Source organism: Kribbella sp. NPDC051620 (genome assembly GCF_044453825.1).
GTDB lineage: Bacteria > Actinomycetota > Actinomycetes > Propionibacteriales > Kribbellaceae > Kribbella.
Window position 1 is genome coordinate 276,294 of the sequence record NZ_JBITDB010000008.1, and the last position, 15,623, is coordinate 291,916.

The window sequence follows — 15,623 nt, forward strand, 5'->3', positions numbered from 1 at the left end:
AGCGCCATCATGAGTCGTCAGGGCCGCAGCTCCAAGACCAGGTTCATCGGCGCCGGCACGTCGAGCCTGCGCACACGGGTGAACCCCGCCTCGGCGGCCAGGGCACGGAGCCGTTTCTCACCGGCCTGGGCGCCGAGGGGCTCCGACGAGGTCGGCGTCTGCTGTGACACGGCGTTCGGAGTGCAGGCAAGCGTGGAGACCGCGTAGAACATCCGTCCGGTCGGGTTGAGGTTGTCCTGGACATCGTCGGCACCCAGGGGCTCGAAGAGCAGGACCGTACCGGATGCGGCGAGTGCCGACCTGGCCCGGACCAGCGCCCCGCGCGGGTCGCCGAGGTCGTGCAGGGAGTCGAAGAAGGTGATCAGGTCGTAGCCGGAGCCGGGCAGCTCGGCCGCGGAGGCGACCTCGAACCGGACGTTGTCCGGGCCTGCCTGATCGCGGGCGTGAGCGATCGAGGCGTCGTGGTAATCGATGCCGAGCACTCGCGCGGCTGGGTACAGACTCGCGATCGCCGTCGTGGGGCTGCCATAGCCGCAACCGACGTCGACCACCGTGCCGCCGCCGGCCAATGCTTCGGCGACCGTCGGGATCGCACTGATCGCGGCGGCGATCAGCTCGCCGGGCAGGGCGACCTTGGTGAACGCGTCTGTGCCGTGCCAGTGCTCGGCGGTGCGCTGGTGCCAGCCGAACCCCTGACCGGTGCTGAAGGCCTCGCTGAAAGCGCCGAATCCCTCGCCCATCGATGACAGCATCGTCGCGCAGGCATCCACCAGCGCACCACCGGGACCGTAGTGGATCGCGGCGGCCACGGGGGCCGGAAGGGTGAAGGTTCCGGCGACCGGGTCGTAGTCGAGGTATCCGCCGGCCGCCTGGGCTCGCAGCCACTCACGGACCAGCGATCCGTGCACGCCCACCTTGGCGGTCACCTCGCGATCGGTCAGTGGACCGGCGCCGGCGAGCGCGGCCCACAGCCCGCTCCGGGTGCCCAACGCGGTGAGCAGGACACCCAACGCTGCGCCGAGCTCGGTCAGGATCCTGCCCATCTCGGCCTCTACCGCGGCTTCTTGTTCTTCGTCGACCGGTGCGGTGGTCTGGGCTTGCAACGTACTCATCGTGCGACTCCTCGTCGTCCGCCGGGGCTGGTCTCCGGCTCCTACCGAGGGGGCGCGAGAGCCGGCCTCGCGAACCGCGAGGCGGGACCTCGCGCCCACAGGACAGGGATCCATGGACCACAGGAGGTAGCCATGACCACCGGACTACCGGCCGAACTCGCCGAGCTCGATGCAGTCGCCCAGGCCGACCTCGTCCGCCGCGGCGACGTCACGGCGGGCGAGCTGACCGAGGCCGCGATCGAACGGATCGAGAAACTCAACCCGACTCTCAACGCCGTCATCACGCCGATGTTCGACGAGGCGCTCGCCGTCGCCCGCACCGCACCGTCCGGGCCGCTGGGCGGCGTGCCGTTCCTGGTCAAGGATCTTGTTGCCGAGATCGCCGGGGTGCCGTTCAGCGAGGGATCGCGGTTCGTGCGCGGCACGACGTCCCACTACGACTCCGAGCTCGTCCGCCGGTGGCGGCGGGCCGGGCTGATCATCCTCGGAAAGACCAATACCCCGGAGTTCGGCATGGCCCCGGCGTGCGAGCCGTTGGCGTTCGGACCGACACGCAACCCGTGGGACACGTCCCGGTCGACCAGCGGCTCGAGCGGCGGATCGGCGGCCGCCGTCGCAGCGCGGATGGTGCCGATGGCGCATGGCAACGATCTGGGCGGATCGATCCGCTACCCGGCGTCCGCATGTGGTCTCTTCGGCCTCAAACCGACCCGGGCCCGCAATCCGCTCGGACCGGAGTACGGCGATGCGCTCAACGGGTGGGCCTGTGAACATGCGCTCACCCGCACTGTCCGCGACAGCGCAGTACTGCTCGACGCGACCGCCGGCCCCGACGTCGGCGATCCCTACGGGCTGCCGTTGCCGCGCCGTCCGTTCGCCGCGGAGGTGGGCGCCGATCCCGGTCGACTGCGGATCGGCTACACGGCTCGTACTCCGGAGGGCGTTCCGGCGCCCTCACTGCCTGGCGGCGCTCGACGACGCCGTCGCGCTCTGCTCGTCGCTCGGCCACGACCTGGTGGAGACCGAGCTGCCCGGCCTCACGGCTGAGGTTGGCGCGGCGATCGGGACGGTCTTCGTCACGGCGTCGGCCTGGATCGTCGAGTACTGGTCCCGTCGCCTCGATCGCGCGCCGTCGGACGGTGATCTCGAACCGTTGACCCGCGCGTACTGGGAACGGGGACGGCGGGTGTCCGCGGCCGCCTACCTGCTCGCGATCGAGGACTGCCAGCGCTTCGCCCGCGTCGTCGCGCGGTGGTTGAACGGGATCGACTTGTGGCTGACGCCGACCTTGTCGATGCCGCCGGCAATGATCGGCGAGATGACGTCGACGGCCGATGATCCGCTCCGGGCTCTGCGAGCAGGCGGCGCGACTGTCGCCTATGCCGGTGTCGTGGCCAATCTCACCGGCAACCCGGCGATGTCGGTGCCACTGTGGTGGAACGACACCGGCCTGCCGATCGGCGTCCACTTCCTGGGCCGGTACGGCGACGAGGCGACGCTGCTGCGACTCGCCGGGCAACTCGAGTCCGCACGCCCGTGGGCGCACCGCCGCCCGCCGCTCGCCAGTTGAGCCGCGACTGATCCGGCCGCGCCGCAGAGGTACGGCCGGATCATCGGATGGAATCAATAGATGGTGACGCCGTAGACGCTCGCGGCTTCGGTCACGGGCTGGAAGAACGTCGTACCTCCGCTGGAGCAGTCGCCGCTGCCACCGGAGGTGAGGCCGAGCGCCTTCGTGCCGTCGTACAGCGGGCCGCCGGAATCGCCCGGCTCCGCGCACACGGTCGTCTGGATCAGTCCGCCGACCTTGCCACCGCCGGAGTACCGGACGGTGACGTTGAGTGCGGTGACCTTGCCGCTGTGGGTTCCGGTGGTCGAGCCCTTGCGAGTGACAGTCTCCCCGACGTACGCGTTGGCAGCGGTGAATCCACCTGGGTGGCTCAGCGACGTGTTGTCATAGCGGACCAGTGCGTAGTCGTTGCCCGGGAAGCTGTAGCCGGTGGTCGGGCCGATCAGCGTGGAGTGGTTGGAGTTGGTGTACCAGGTCTTCGCCACCTTCCCGCAGTGGCCGGCGGTGAGGAAGTAGTAGGTACTGCCCTTCACCACGTTGAAGCCGAGCGAGCAGCGGTACTGGCCGCCGTAGATCGCGTCACCCGCCGAGAGCAGTGGTGTGAAGACGCCGCTCGTGCGATTGACCTGCACCGCGTCGTGTTTCAGCGCGGCGACCTCCGCGGCCGACACAGTGCTGTCCGCGGTGACGATCACCTTGCCGGAGGCGGCGTCCGTGTACCACGCGATGCCTTTCACCCCTGACCGTTCCACCGCGGCGTTTGCGGCGGACAGTCGCGCGGCCGGCGAAGGTGCGGCGGCTCCTGCAGCCGGTGCGGCGTACAGGAAAGCCGCGATCGCGCTGATCGCTGCCAGAAGCTGGGCGGTCCGGCGCAATTGGCGCTGGACTGACGTGCGTTCGATCCTCACGGTTCCTCCCGAGGAGTGAACGGGACCTTTGGGCGGGTCCCTCGAACTGTCGGCCCCGGTGGCGGCTTGTAGCCCTGACACCACTGGCTGACACTTCGGAGTATTTGCCCGTTCGGAGCTACGGGCAACCGCTCGTAAGTGTCTCTGGCTGTGCGTGCAGGGGTGGGGATGGCAACGGGCGAGCTATTGCCGGGGCCTCAAGTCAGGTCTAGCTTCGGTTCTAGGTTCGTGTCGGGGGGCCGTGCTGACAGTGCGGCAGCGCTCGGGCCGGGGGCTGGGCTATGACTACACGGGGAATTGCTGCTGCATTCCTGTTCACCGCGGGCACGTTGGCGCTGGCGGGGTGTAGCGACGACGCGGGCCGACCTGGTCCGACGCCGGCACCTGGCACGTCTCCACCAAGCTTGCCGACGGCAAGTTCGTCGAGCAGCCCTTCAGGTTCCCCGTCCTCGCCTGGGGCGTCGCAGCCGCCGGCGAGCCAGGTCAGCCCTCGACCCGATGGTCTGGTCCGGATCATCGCGGTGGAGATCGCCTCTGAGGATCGGTCCCCGGGCGGCCAGTATGTGCTGCTCTTCAACGGCACCAGCAAGGCGGTCGACCTCGCCTGCTGGACAGTTCGATCCGAATCGACGGGTATCTCCGCACACGTTTCGATCGGTACCGCGACCCCGCCGGGAGGCTCGGCTCGGCTGTTCCCGGATCACCGCCTGTTCGGCTCGGCGGACACCGTCGCGCTGACCGATCGCGACGGACACCGGGTCGATCGGACACCACGCATCACCGACCGCACCGGCGACGACCAGGTGTGGTTCCGCGACCAGACCGGAGGGTGGCGGTTCGGGCGTGGCTTGACGCTTCCGTCACAAGTGGTCGACGGGCGGTTGGCGATGCAATCAACGAGTTGTTGACACCGACAAGTGGGGGAGCTGTGAAACACCGACTATTGCGGGCGACTGTCGCCTGCAGCCTGATTCCGCTGACCTGGCTGGGCGTGAGCGCCGGGCCGGCCGCCGCAAACCATGTGACCACACCGGTCATCCGAGACGTGTCGATGGCCAATCTCGCCGCGAACGAGCGCGAGTTGCACATCGTCGTCGATCCGAACAACGCCGATCATCTGGCCGCCGGCGCGAACGAGCGCGGCGGTGGCAACAGCCAGGAGTGGTACGCCTCCACCGATGGGGGACGTAACTGGACCAGCGGCAACATGCCCTTCGGCACACTGACCGTGACCGACGTCGGTGGCGACGGTGACGGTCTGCTGATGAGCGACCCGGCCCTCGATTTCGGGGCCGGCGGTCGGATCTACTATTCCGCGCTGGCACACCGCGACAGCGAGGATCCGTGCACGCTGTTCGTCACCTCGTCCACCGACGACGGCGCCAACTGGACTGATCCGGCGAACGGTGTCATCGCGGCGGGCGGCACGACCATCTGCAACGACAAGGAATTCATCCTGGTCGACCGCGCTGCCAACGACAACGTCTATGTGGCCTGGACACCGTTCGGCGGCGGGAACAACAACGAGGTTGTCTTCTCCCGCGATCTCAACGGCGCCGGCGACGGCTTCGCCTTCTCGGCACCCCTGGTGCTGTCGACCGACGCGGCGCAGAACGGCTGCCTCAACCACGGCGCCGAGTTGGCCCAGGAGGCCAACAGCGGCGACCTGTACGTTGCCTGGACGACGTTCTGCAACGGGATCGGCGACGGTGCCGACTCGTCGGTCTGGGTGGCACGCTCGACAGACGACGGGCAGAACTTCGGCGCGCCGGTCCAGGTCGCGACCCTGGACAACGTGAACCCGGCGATCGCGACCGGCTTCCGGACCCGATCGTTCGCCAGCATCGACATCGACGCGGCGACCGGCCGGGCTTTCGTCGTCTGGGCCGATTACACCGACGCCGACGGCGGTGACGCCGACATCCTGATCTCGTCCTCGATCGACAACGCAGGGTGGACGGCACCGTCGGGCGTGGACGTCGAGACGGACCCGGACGGCCAGTTCATGCCGTGGGTCGACGTGGCACAGGGGCGGGTGCACGTCGCCTATTACAGCAACGACGACGAGACGAACAACTACAACGTCTTCCTGTCGTACGCCGCTGTCGCCGCGACGCCTGCCTTCACAGCGGTGCAGGTGAATTCGCAGCCAACGCCCGAAGCGACCGGCTTCCTCGGCGACTACCTGGCAGTGGACGTGGGCCCCGACAACGTCGTACATCCCTCCTGGGGCGACGGCAGGGCCGGAGTCGGCGGTGCCACCGATGCGTGGAGCGCACGGGTCGACTTCTCGCCGCCCACGACCATCGCGGGTACGGCGAGCCCGAACCCGGTCGCGTGGGGACAGAACACCACCGTGACCGCGACGGTCACCGGTGCACACGGCGAGAACGAACAGTTCATCCCGGTTCGCTTCGCCGTTGCCAGCAGCGGTACGCCGTCGGACACGACCGGAACCGGTACGACGAACGCGGCCGGTCAGTCGACCTTCTCCTACTCCAACGGGACCGCGGGTTCGGACACCGTGACCATCTGGGCGGATCTCGACGAGGACACGATCCAGGATGCGGGCGAGACCACGCCGGTGACGGTGACCTGGCAGAAGCACCCGACCACAGCGGCGTACACCGGGCCGGCCAGCGGCGAGTACCACGATCCGCTGACGGTCAGCGGCACCTTGCGGGACGCGCTCACTTCAGCGGCCCTGCCAGGCCAGACCCTCACGATCGGGTTCGGTACCGACACCTGCACCGGCGTGACGAACGCGGGTGGCGTGGCGACCTGTGGATTCACCCCGCAACAGGTGCCGGGACCATACACCGCTACGGCGAGCTTCGCGGGTTCGACGCAGTACGAGGCGACCACCTCGCCCGGCGTCGCGTTCACCCTGAACAAGGAGCAGACCACACTCACCTACACGGGTCCCGCGTTCGCCGGCAACGGTGATCCGGCGACTCTGTCGGCTCGCCTGACCGAGGACGACCCGACGCCGGTCGCCGGCCGGACGGTCCAGCTCACACTCGGCACGGGATCGGGAGCGCAATCCTGCTCCGGAGTCACGAATGCCGGCGGTATCGCCAGTTGCACGATCGCGTCGGTGAACCAGCCCGGCGGACCGACGACGGTGACCGCCGCCTTCGCCGGCGACGCGTACTACTTGCCATCGACAACGAGCGCGTCGGTGGTGGTGTTCACCTGGACTCCGGGCGGCAACTTCGTCATCGGTGACGGCAACGCCACCGTCGGAGCTACGGCGACCTTCTGGAGCGACACGTGGTATCTCGCCAACTCGGTGAGTGGCGGGACCGCCCCGAACAGCTTCAAGGGCTTCTCCAACGACCCGGCCGGCCGCACCACCTGTGGTGGGTCCTGGCGCACCCTGCCGGGCAACAGCCCGCCGCCGACGAACGCCCTTCCGCGGTACACCGCGGTACTGGTCACTTCGAAGGTGGTCAAGAACGGGAACATCATCAACGGCACGAAGCCCGCGATCGCCATCGTGCGGGTGAATCCCGGCTACTCGCCGAGCCCGGGGCACCCCGGCACGGCAACAGTGCTCGGACTCCTGTGCTCATGATCTGACGACAGTTGGGGACCGCGCGGCACTCACGCCGTGCGGTTCCCCCAGCTGAGAAAACGCTTCCCGGAAGGGAGTGCTGCTCAGGGTCTTGCCATCGGCGTGCCGCAGGCGTTGTGTCGGAGTTGATCTCATTCCTCGGGGGCTCTGATCACAGGAGGGATCATGCGCCGTTCGCGCGGCATGATCCTGGCTGCGATCGCGTGCCTGGCCCTGACCGGGACCGGGCTCGCCGCGGCGCAGCCGGGCACAGACACGGAGGTCACCGTCGGCAGTCCGTCGACGCCCTTCTCGCAGAACAAGCAGAACGAGCCAGGCCTCGCGGTCGACGCTCACCAGCCATCGCTGCTCGCCTCGGGCGCCAACGACAACATCGACCTGGAGGCCTGTGCGGCCGGGGATCCGACGACCTGCCCGTTCACCCCGGGGGTCGGGGTCTCGGGCGTCACCTTCTCGACGAACGGCGGGCAGAGCTGGGTCCAGCCGACGTACACCGGCTGGAGCGCCCGGCACTGTCTCGGCCCAGCGGCGTGTGTGCCGAGGGTGGGGCCGATCGGGACCCTGCCGAACTACTTCGAGAACGGAATGGTGTCCAACGGCGACCCGGAGCTCGCGTTCGGCCCTCGGCGCGGTGCGAACGGAGTGTTCTCCTGGGCGAACGGATCCCGGTTGTACTACTCGAACATCGCGACGCCGTTCCCAGGCAATCCGGGGTTCCGGGGTGCGGCGGCGATCGCGGTGTCCTACCTGGACGCCACCGGACCGGGCAACCGGCTCGCGGGGGCTCTTTCAGGTGACAACAGCGCGTGGTCGGCACCGGTGATCGTGTCGAAGCAGAACTCGGCGCTGTTCTCCGACAAGGAGCAGTTGTGGGCGGACAATGCGGCCTCCAGCGACTTCTTCGGCAACGTGTACGTCTGCAACGTCGGCTTCCGCGGCGTCGGTGCCGGCGCACCCGAGCCTGTGCTGTTCGCGGTTTCCGGCGACGGTGGGTCGACCTGGCGGACCAAGCAACTGTCGCCTGCCACCAACAACGCTCAGACTGGCGGCCGGCAGGGTTGTGCGGTCCGGACCGACAGCAGCGGCACTGTGTACGTCGTCTGGGTCGGTACCGATGTCCGGACCCGGCAGGGCGTGTTCTTCCAGGCCCGATCCTTCAACGGTGGCGCGAACTTCGAGCGACCCAGGCCGATCGCCGTGGTGACGAACATCGGGCAGCTCGATCCGGTCCAGGGCAGGTTCACCATCGACGGCGTGGCGGGCGCGCGGACGAGCACGTTCCCGAGTATCGACATCGCCAACGGCGCACCGACCGGGGCTGACGCCACCGACGAGATCGTGGTCAGCTGGTCCGACGACTCGGCCGGCACGAACAACGAGCGTGCGTACCTCATCCACTCCACCAACGGTGGTGACAGCTACACCGGCCGCACGGTCGCGAGCGAGGCCGGTGACAGGGCCAACCAGCCGGCGGTCGCGATCTCACCTGACGGGCAGGACGTCTATCTGACCTACAACGCCTTCCTGGCGCCCTGGCAGACGACGACGGCCACCCCGCGGCCGATGCTTGGCGTGGTCCGGCACGCGGACTCCTCGACCGGTCCGTTCACGACCCTGCATCGCGGTGCGATCGGCGACGCCCGTGCCTCGAGCTCCAACGGGCTGACCAGTGAGTTCCTGGGTGACTACAACTACGCGGTCGCGACCGACGCAGGCGCTGTCGCGGTCTGGAACGACACCCGTGACGCCGCGGTCTGCCCGGCGATCAACGCCTATCGGCAGTCTCTCGTCGACGGTACGCCGATCGCCCCACCCGCACCGGGCACCGACTGCCCGCCGACCTTCGGCAACACCGACATCTGGGGATCGGCAGCAGCAGACCCAACCGCCGACTGACCAACGCCGTACCAACCGTGACAAGAGCCCTGTACGCCGGGTAGCGGCGTACAGGGCTCTCGGGTAGTGCTGGGGTCAGACGGTGTCGCTGCCGCCTCGTTCAGGGGGCTTGCCCAGGCCGCCGGGGAACAGGTTGTCCTGACGCGAGAAGCCGTCGTCGATGCCTGCCGCCGGGGGCAGGTCGGTGCCGGGGGCGATTTTGCGGCTGCGGCGGGTACGGCCCTCGAGGTAGCGGGCGAGGACCGAGAGCAGCGAGCAGAGGCCGATGTAGACGACCGCTATCACCATGTACGTCGGGATGTACGGGAAGCCGAATTCGAGCCGGCCGCCCATCTGCTTGCCGACGTACAGGAGCTCGTTGTAGGTGATGATGAAACCGAGCGCAGTGTCCTTCAGCAGGACGACGAGCTGGCTGACGATCGCCGGCAGCATTGCCCGGATCGCCTGCGGGAGCAGGATCAGCCGGACGACCTGGTTCTTGCGCAGGCCGGTCGCGTACGCCGCTTCGCGCTGGCCCTTCGGGACCGCGCTGATGCCGGCCCGGAAGATCTCCGCCAGGACCGAGCCGTTGTAGAGGGTCAAGCCGAAGACGACCGCCCAGAACGGGCCGAGGCCCAGATGGAACTGAAGGTTCCCGTAGTAGAAGAAGAACATCAGGATCAGCACCGGGATCGCGCGGAACAGCTCGACCACGAAGGTCGCCGGGACCCGGACCCACTTGTGGTCGCTGATCCGGGCGGCCGCGAACACGGCGGCGAACAGGAAGGCCAGCACCGCGGCCAGGCCGGCGGCCCGCAGCGTGTTCAGCAGACCGGTGAGCAGTTGCTCCTGGATCGACTTGTACTGGAACTGCGCCCAGCGCCGGCTCTGGAACTGGCCGGTGTCGTTCAGCCGGTAGACCACCCAGGCGACCGCCGCGAGCAGGGCCAGCACCACGACGACATTGAGGATCCGGTTCCGCGCCCGCGCCCTCGGGCCCGGTACGTCGTACAAAACGGCGCTCATGCCGCTACCGCCGTCCGTCGCTCGGCCCACCGCTGCAGGAAGACCAGGGGGATGATCAGGATCAGGAAGCCGATGGTGATCCAGACCAAGGTCAGCATCTGGTTCTCACCGCGTTCGGCGATCGCTGCCGGGATGGCGCCCGCTTCGAGCACCGAGAAACCGGCCGCGATGGTGGTGTTCTTCAGCAGCGCGATCATCACGCTCATCAGCGGCGGCTGGATCGCCCGGAAGGCCTGCGGCAGGACGACGATGCCGAGCACCTGCAGGAACGTCATACCGACCGCTCGCGCGGCCTCGGACTGGCCCGGCGAGACGGTGTTGATGCCGGACCGGACCACCTCGCAGACGAACGCGGAGGTGTAGACGGTCAGCGCCACGATCGCCGACCAGAAGTACGACGGCAGCTCGATCCCCATCTTCGGCGCGCCGAAGACGAGGAACGCGAACACCAGGGTCAGCGGCGTGTTCCGCAGGATGTTCACGTAGCCGGTGCCGATGGCCCGCAGCGCCGGCACCGGGGAGACCCGGAAGCCGGCCAGCACGGTCCCGAGGACCAGACTCAGCAGACCCGCCACCACGAACAGCTTGATCGTGGTCCAGAAGCCGTCTCTGAACAGTTCCCAGTTGTCGGTGAGGACCGAGAGCATCGTGACCTTCCAGAAGGATTCAGACAGTCAGGGCGACCCCGGAAGCGAACCCGGAGTCGCCCTGGACTGCAGGGTGGATCAGTACTTCTCGACCGGCGGCTGGGTGCCGGCCGAACCGGACTTGCCCAGCGTCTCGTCGTAGATCGACTTCCAGGTACCGTCGGTACCGGCCGTCTCGAGGCCCGCGTTGATCTTCTCGCGCAGCGCCTTGTCGGCCAGCGGCACGCCGATGCCGTACTTCTCCTGGCTGAACGGCTTGCCGACCACCCGCAGCTCGTCGGGCGCGTTCGCCGCGTAGCCCTTGAGGATCGCGTCGTCGGTGGTGACCGCGTCGACCTTCTTGTCCAGCAGCTGCGAGACGCACTCGGAGTAGGTCTTGAACTCCGAGATGTTGCTCGCCTCGGTCAGGTTCTCGTCCTTGACCTTCTGGATCGGCGTCGAGCCGGTCACCGAGCAGACCTTCTTGCCCTTCAGGGCGTCCTTGCCGGCGTCCATCGAGGGGTCGGACTTGCGGACCAGCAGGTCCTGGCCGGCGATGAAGTACGGTCCGGCGAAGCCGACCAGCTTCTTGCGCTTGTCGGTGATCGAGTAGGTGCCGACGTAGTAGTCGATCTCGCCACCGGCGATCGCCGTCTCGCGGTTCGCGGACGGGATCTCCTTGTACTCGATCTGCGCCGGGTCGAAGCCGAGCTGGGCCGAGACCATCTGGGCGATCTCGATGTCGAAGCCGCAGCGCTTGCCGCTGGCATCCTTGTAACCGAGGTTCGGCTGGTCGGCCTTGACCCCGACGATCGCGTGCCCGCGGGTCTTGATCTTGGCGTAGGTCGGGCTGCCGGCCACGTCCGCGGCAGGCGCAGGAGTGAACTTGTGCGGCTCGCCACAGCCCTTGGTGGTGCTGCCACCGCCGCCACCCGCGGCGGTGTCGTCCTTGCCACAGGCGCCGACGCTCAGCGCGAGCGCAGCGACGCCGAGAGTGGCGACCACGTTGCGCATTCTCATGGGATCCCCTTCGTGTGTTTTTACTGCAGTTGCGGCCGGCCCGAGGGCCTGCCGGGCGTCTCGTCAGTGCTTGAGGATCTTCCCGAGGAAGTCCTGGGCACGGCGTGAGGTCGGGTTGGTGAAGAAGGACTCGGGGCTGGCCTCTTCGACGATCTCGCCGTCGGCCATGAAGACGACCCGGTTGGCCGCGCTGCGCGCGAAACCCATCTCGTGGGTGACCACGACCATCGTCATGCTCTGCTTGGCCAGGTCGATCATCACCTCGAGGACCTCCTGGATCATCTCCGGGTCGAGGGCCGAGGTCGGCTCGTCGAACAGGATGACCTTCGGATCCATCGCCAGCGCCCGGGCGATGGCGACCCGCTGCTGCTGGCCGCCGGACAGCTGGGCCGGGTACTTCGACGCCTGGTTCGCGACGCCGACTCGCTCGAGCAGCTCCATCGCGCGCTGCTCGGCGGCCTTCGCGTCCTTCTTGCGGACCTTCAGTGGGCCGAGCGTGACGTTCTGCAGGATCGTCTTGTGCGCGAACAGGTTGAACGACTGGAACACCATGCCGACGTCGGCGCGCAGGGTGGCCAGCGCCTTGCCCTCGCTGGGCAGCGGCTGGCCGTCCAGCATGATGGTGCCCGAGTCGATCGGCTCGAGCCGGTTGATCGCCCGGCACAGGGTGGACTTGCCCGACCCGGACGGGCCGATCACCACCACCACCTCGCCACGGTTGATGGACAGGTTGATGTCCTTCAGCACGTGCAGGTCGCCGAAATGCTTGTTGACGTTCGTCAGGGCGACGAGACCCGTGGTCGTCACTGTGCCGACGGCGGAGGAATCGCTCATGGCCAGAACCTAGCGCGACCAGAGGGTGACCCGCACGCGTACCCGGTTCCACGGTGGTAACGATCTGCGATCCACGGGGCTGACCGTGAGCCCACCGTCACAGCCCGCTGGATCGTGCATGATTTCCCCTGTTCCGGCCTTTACCGAGTTCGATCACTTCCGGCCCCGGCCTGACCGGGCGTACGGTTTCGGCGGCTCAGAGCTACGGGAGTGCGCGGATCAACAGCGCACCCCGCCAAGTAAGTCGGAGAACGTCATGCGAATCTCGCTGACCAGGCGCAAGCAGAAAATAATCTCTGGTGTTCTGGGGGTCGGGCTCGTCGCGGCCGGTATCGGTGGTTACGCCGGCCGGTACGAGCTCAAGGAGGAGTGGCTCAAACACCAGTGGGCCGACAAGCACTACAACGCCTCCGTGATGGAGAAGGCGCTGATGATTGCCGGCGGCAATCCGGCCGAGATGCAGAGCGAGTCCAAAGAGGCGTTCACCATCGCCGACGAGTTCGAGCAGGCGCGGACCGCTCCTGGTGGAATCGTTGCTCCCGGTGCCTACTCGGCTGCTTTCGGTCAGCTCACCGCGATGCAGCACACCACCGGGACCTGGCGTGACGTCACCAAGGTGCCGTACAACGCCGACGACACCCGGTACCGCGACTGGTACTCCAACTCCTCCGGCGGCGCCGGGCACGTCTCGGGCCGGGTCACCGGTCTCGCCGCGGATGGGGCGAATCACGTGTACGCCGCAGGCGCCAACGGCGGCGTCTGGCGTTCGAGCACGGGCGGCGGCAACTGGACACCGCTGTCCGACTCGTTGCCCTCGCTGAGCGGCGGCGATCTGCAACTGGCCGGCGACGGCTCGCTCTGGTACGCGACCGGCGAGGCCAACACCGGCGGTACGTCGTACGTCGGCTCCGGTGTCTACCGGCTGGCGAACCCGGTCAGCGGCGTCTACGCCCCGACCGACCGGGTAGGCGGCAAGGAACTCGAGTCGACCACGGTCGGCCGGCTGCGCTGGGGCGGTGGCCAGGTGTTCGCGGCGACCAACCGCGGCGTCTGGTACCACGACGCGTCGACCAAGGCCGGCGCCTGGAAGGTGGCGTTCTACCCGAACCCCGACTTCATGCCGCTGATCAAGGACGACGCAGGCAACGTCCTGGTCCCGGCCGGTTCGCAGACCGGCGGCGCGACCGACGCGGCGTACAAGAACATCGTCAACGACATCGCTATCGACCCGAAGAACCCCAAGCACCTGATCGCTGCGATCGGCTGGCGCTCGGGTGACACCTACAACGGGTTCTACGAGACGTCCGACTACACCGCCGGGCCGTCCAGCTGGAAGCGGCTGAACGTGGTGCTCGGTGGTATCAAGAACAGCACCGACGTCGGCTACACCACGTTCGCCTTCAGCAAGACAGGCGACCGGCTGTACGCGCTGGTGCAGCAGCCGAGCAAGATCAACGGCAGTACCAGCCTGGCCGGCATCTTCGTGTCGAAGAACGGCAGCCCGGCCGGTCCGTGGAACAAGATCGCCGATCCGCAGATCCTCCACAACAGTGGTTCGGCGCTGGATCGCAAGGGGTACGCGGTCGGAGTCCAGGCCTGGTACAACCAGTTCCTCGCCGTCGATCCGGCCAATGCCGACCACGTCTGGGCCGGCCTGGAGGAAGTGTTCGAGACCACCGACGCCGGCTCGCACTGGGCCACCGTCGGGCCGTACTGGAACTTCGGCTTCGCCTGCTGGAACATCGCGGACTCGAAGAACACCTGCCCGATGGCCCCGCATTCCGACCAGCACTCGGTCGCGGTCGGCACGGCGGACGGGAAGCCGGTCGTGTACGTCGGCAACGACGGCGGTGTGTACCGGCGCCCGGTGAACGGGCAGGTGAACGCCAACAAGAACGGCACCGACTGGTCCTCGCTCACCGACGACGGCTCGATGGACGCGCTGCAGTACTACTCGGTGTCGGTCGGCAAGGACACCAAGAACAGCGGTGTGGTCGTGTCGGGTGGTCTGCAGGACAACGGTGTGTCGAACCTGTTCGCGGTCCGGCCGGACGGCAGCAACGGCGACACCGAGATGGGCTCCAACTTCGGTGGTGACGGCGGCGACGGCGCGGCCGATCCGCAGAACGGCTGCAACCAGCTGCAGGAGTACACCTCGCTGGCCATCAAGATCACCAACAACTGCGCGCTGAATCCCGGAGCGCTCAGCGAGGACGACGCGTCGTCGTGGAGCCTCGACCCGAACGACCCGTCACCGCGCTTCATCGCCCCGATCGCGCTGGACTCGGTCAACTCGAGTGGGTTCATCACTGGCGGGCAGTACGTCTACACCTCGACCAAGGGGTGGGGCATGCGCAGCGCGAGCGAGTGGACCAAGGCGTTCGACCTGGGCGCGGGCCACTCCGCCACCGCCGTGGCGATGCGTGACGGCGTCGGCTGGGTGAGCTGGTGTGGTCCCTGCAACAACTCCGGCTTCACCCGCGGCCTGGCGACCAACGCCGGTGGCTCGTGGCACCAGGTGAGCCTGCCTGCCGCCTTCCCGAACCGGTACCTGGCCGGCGTTGGGATCGACCCGGCGTCGGGACAGCACGCCTACGTGGCCGTCAACGGGTTCTCCCGCCGCTTCACCGAGGGGCCGGGAGCCGGGGTCGGACACGTGTACGAGACCAAGGACGGCGGTGCGACCTGGGCGGACATCTCGGCGAACCTGCCGGACATCCCGACCAGTTCGGTCAAGCAGCTGTCCAACGGTGCACTGGTGGTCGGTTCAGACCTGGCGACCTTCTACCGGGCCCCGGGAGCGACCAGTTGGCAGGTGCTGGGCAACGGCCTGCCGACGACGACCGTGATGGACATCGAGTCCGGACCGGACGGCAGGGTGTACGCAGCCACGCACGGCCGTGGCATCTGGAGCATCACCCCGCCTGCCTGACCCTCCGCGGGGGGGGGGGGGGGGGGGGGGGGGTGGGGGGGTGGGGGGCGGCCCCGGGGGGGGGGGGGGGGGGCCCCCCCCCCCCGCGCCCCCGGGGGGGGGGGGGGGGGGGGGGTGGGGGGGGGGGGGGGGGGCGGGCGGTG

At 68.2% G+C, this 15,623-nt stretch carries 12 protein-coding genes; 6 read left to right on the forward strand and 6 right to left on the reverse strand.

Annotated elements, in window-relative coordinates:
* Positions 1 to 17: 17 nt before the first annotated feature.
* Positions 18 to 1,112 (reverse strand): class I SAM-dependent methyltransferase, encoded by a 1,095-nt coding sequence (locus ACIA12_RS36315; protein WP_396371879.1) that lies wholly within the window; start codon positions 1,110 to 1,112, stop codon positions 18 to 20.
* A 132-nt stretch (positions 1,113 to 1,244) separates the two neighbouring features.
* On the opposite strand from ACIA12_RS36315, the gene ACIA12_RS36320 reads away from it, so the two are divergent.
* Together ACIA12_RS36320 and ACIA12_RS36325 are read left to right on the forward strand one after the other, a co-directional pair.
* The gene (locus tag ACIA12_RS36320; protein WP_396371880.1) at positions 1,245 to 2,159 is read left to right on the forward strand and encodes an amidase; all 915 of its coding nucleotides are present in this window, start codon (positions 1,245 to 1,247) and stop codon (positions 2,157 to 2,159) included.
* Positions 2,074 to 2,682, forward strand: coding sequence for an amidase family protein (locus tag ACIA12_RS36325; protein WP_396371929.1), 609 nt, complete (start codon positions 2,074 to 2,076; stop codon positions 2,680 to 2,682). Before ACIA12_RS36320 ends, ACIA12_RS36325 begins: the two co-directional genes overlap by 86 nt.
* Before the next feature lie 53 nt (positions 2,683 to 2,735).
* On the opposite strand, the gene ACIA12_RS36330 is transcribed toward ACIA12_RS36325, so the two are convergent.
* Entirely contained in the window at positions 2,736 to 3,590 is an 855-nt protein-coding gene (locus tag ACIA12_RS36330; protein ID WP_396371881.1) for a S1 family peptidase, read from the reverse strand.
* 521 nt (positions 3,591 to 4,111) lie between these two features.
* On the opposite strand from ACIA12_RS36330, the gene ACIA12_RS36335 reads away from it, so the two are divergent.
* From ACIA12_RS36335 to ACIA12_RS36345, 3 genes are all read left to right on the forward strand, one after another.
* Positions 4,112 to 4,498 (forward strand): hypothetical protein, encoded by a 387-nt coding sequence (locus ACIA12_RS36335; protein ID WP_396371882.1) that lies wholly within the window; start codon positions 4,112 to 4,114, stop codon positions 4,496 to 4,498.
* A gap of 20 nt (positions 4,499 to 4,518) precedes the next feature.
* The gene (locus ACIA12_RS36340) at positions 4,519 to 7,167 is read left to right on the forward strand and encodes a hypothetical protein (protein ID WP_396371883.1); all 2,649 of its coding nucleotides are present in this window, start codon (positions 4,519 to 4,521) and stop codon (positions 7,165 to 7,167) included.
* 165 nt (positions 7,168 to 7,332) lie between these two features.
* Complete coding sequence (locus ACIA12_RS36345) at positions 7,333 to 9,063, forward strand: hypothetical protein (RefSeq protein ID WP_396371884.1); 1,731 nt, start codon at positions 7,333 to 7,335, stop codon at positions 9,061 to 9,063.
* A gap of 75 nt (positions 9,064 to 9,138) precedes the next feature.
* Here ACIA12_RS36345 and ACIA12_RS36350 read toward each other — a convergent pair whose 3' ends face one another.
* From ACIA12_RS36350 to ACIA12_RS36365, 4 genes are all read right to left on the reverse strand, one after another.
* Positions 9,139 to 10,068, reverse strand: a complete 930-nt coding sequence (locus ACIA12_RS36350; RefSeq protein WP_396371885.1) for an amino acid ABC transporter permease — start codon at positions 10,066 to 10,068, stop codon at positions 9,139 to 9,141.
* A complete protein-coding gene (locus ACIA12_RS36355; RefSeq protein WP_396371886.1) occupies positions 10,065 to 10,715 on the reverse strand; it encodes an amino acid ABC transporter permease in 651 nt (216 codons plus the stop codon). The genes ACIA12_RS36350 and ACIA12_RS36355 overlap by 4 nt, the downstream gene beginning before the upstream one ends.
* Before the next feature lie 78 nt (positions 10,716 to 10,793).
* A complete protein-coding gene (locus ACIA12_RS36360; protein ID WP_396371887.1) occupies positions 10,794 to 11,714 on the reverse strand; it encodes a glutamate ABC transporter substrate-binding protein in 921 nt (306 codons plus the stop codon).
* A gap of 63 nt (positions 11,715 to 11,777) precedes the next feature.
* Positions 11,778 to 12,548, reverse strand: a complete 771-nt coding sequence (locus ACIA12_RS36365) for an amino acid ABC transporter ATP-binding protein (RefSeq protein WP_396371888.1) — start codon at positions 12,546 to 12,548, stop codon at positions 11,778 to 11,780.
* A gap of 256 nt (positions 12,549 to 12,804) precedes the next feature.
* On the opposite strand from ACIA12_RS36365, the gene ACIA12_RS36370 reads away from it, so the two are divergent.
* Positions 12,805 to 15,480, forward strand: coding sequence for a WD40/YVTN/BNR-like repeat-containing protein (locus tag ACIA12_RS36370; RefSeq protein WP_396371889.1), 2,676 nt, complete (start codon positions 12,805 to 12,807; stop codon positions 15,478 to 15,480).
* Positions 15,481 to 15,623: the final 143 nt, after the last annotated feature.